This window comes from Corallococcus sp. AB018, from assembly GCF_003986945.1.
GTDB lineage: Bacteria > Myxococcota > Myxococcia > Myxococcales > Myxococcaceae > Corallococcus > Corallococcus exiguus.
Genome location: NZ_RAWR01000440.1, coordinates 1 through 1,280, shown reverse-complemented (window position 1 = coordinate 1,280; position 1,280 = coordinate 1). Strand labels below are relative to the sequence as shown.

Annotated in this window: 2 protein-coding genes; both read right to left on the bottom strand. The window is 68.1% G+C overall.

The features are described 5' to 3' along the window. Positions 1–600 (bottom strand): response regulator (locus D7Y11_RS42580; protein WP_126936514.1); only part of this gene is annotated, 600 nt, incomplete at its 3' end. Between the two features lie 182 nt (positions 601–782). Further along, positions 783–1,148: a VOC family protein gene (locus D7Y11_RS42575; RefSeq protein WP_120579185.1), complete on the bottom strand. Its 366-nt coding sequence runs from the start codon at positions 1,146–1,148 to the stop codon at positions 783–785. Positions 1,149–1,280: the final 132 nt, after the last annotated feature.

Here is a 1,280-nt window from a genome sequence, read left to right as displayed (position 1 = left end):
GCGCAGGTGGCTCACCTGCCGCTCGATGATGTCGCGGCGGCGCGCGTCGGCTTCGGACAGACCGTTCGAGTCCTTCTGTCCGAGCATCTGCACCGCGACGGAGATGGCGGCCAGCGGGTTGCGCAGCTCGTGGGCGAGCATGGCGAGGAATTCGTCCTTCTTGCGGTCGGCCTCCTCCAGGCGGGCGGCGTTCGCCAGGGCCTCGCGCTCCACGCGCCGCAGGCGCAGGACGCTGTTGACGGTGGCGATGAGCTCTTCGGGGTCGAACGGCTGGGTGAGGTAGACGTCCGCGCCGGCGCGCAGGCCCGCGACCTTCTTCTCCGCGGTGATGAAGGTGGCGGAGGTGTGGATGATGGAGATCTCGCGGGTGCGAGAGTCCTCCTTCAGGCGCCGGCACACGTCATAGCCGCTCATGTCGGGAAGCTTCACGTCGAGCACGATGACGTCAGGGCGTGAATCGAAGGCGACCTGTAGGGCTTCCTCTCCGGTGACCGCCTCCAGCATGCGGTAGCCCGCCTGACGCAGCGAGAAGGTCCCCAGATAGAGGCTCGCGGGCGTGTCGTTGACGTGAAGGACGGTGGCGTTGGCGGTAACGAGCACGGGCGACATTCCCAGGGAGGAGCCGGCCCGACTTCTACCGCGCGCCAGGAACGCAAGCGATCCGGGATTACTCCGCGTCCCGCCCGCTCGTGCACCACGCGTCGCGGGAGGGCCGGGAGTGTTGGGACCGCGACAGCTCGCGTGAACCGCGGCACTCCCCGCCCTACCGTTGGTTCAGCGCCTCAAGGCTCCGTCCACACCGCCAGCTCGTTGCCCGTGGGGTCGGTGAAGTGGAAGCGCTTGCCTCCGGGGAAGGAGAACGTGTCCTTCACGATGCGCCCACCGGCCTCGCGTACCTTCGCCAGCGTCGCGTCCAGGTCCTTCGAATAGAGCACCAGCAACGCGCCGCCCTTCGACGCCTCCCGCTCCTTGTCGAAGCCTCCGTTCAGCCGCCCGTCCATGAAGCTCGTGTAGTCCGGGCCGTAGTCCTCGAACCTCCAGCCGAACACGGCGCCGTAGAAGCGCTTCGCCTCCGCGATGTCCTTCACGGGAAGCTCGATGTAGTCGATGCGGTGGTGCTGCTCGGCCTGCTGCGGTGCGGTGGACATGGTGTGCCTCCTCGAAGTGGGAACACCCCCACCTTACGCACCCGCCCCCTCCGGCGATTGGACGAATCCGACCTCCGCCTGCTCGCGCACGTACGCCCCCGGCGTCAGCCCCGTCAGCGCCCGGAATTCCCG

Coding starts and splice junctions, on each gene's coding strand:
- D7Y11_RS42575 (WP_120579185.1), bottom strand. CDS start 1,148: ATGTCCACCGCACCGCAGCAGGCCGAGCAGCACCACCGCATCGACTAC.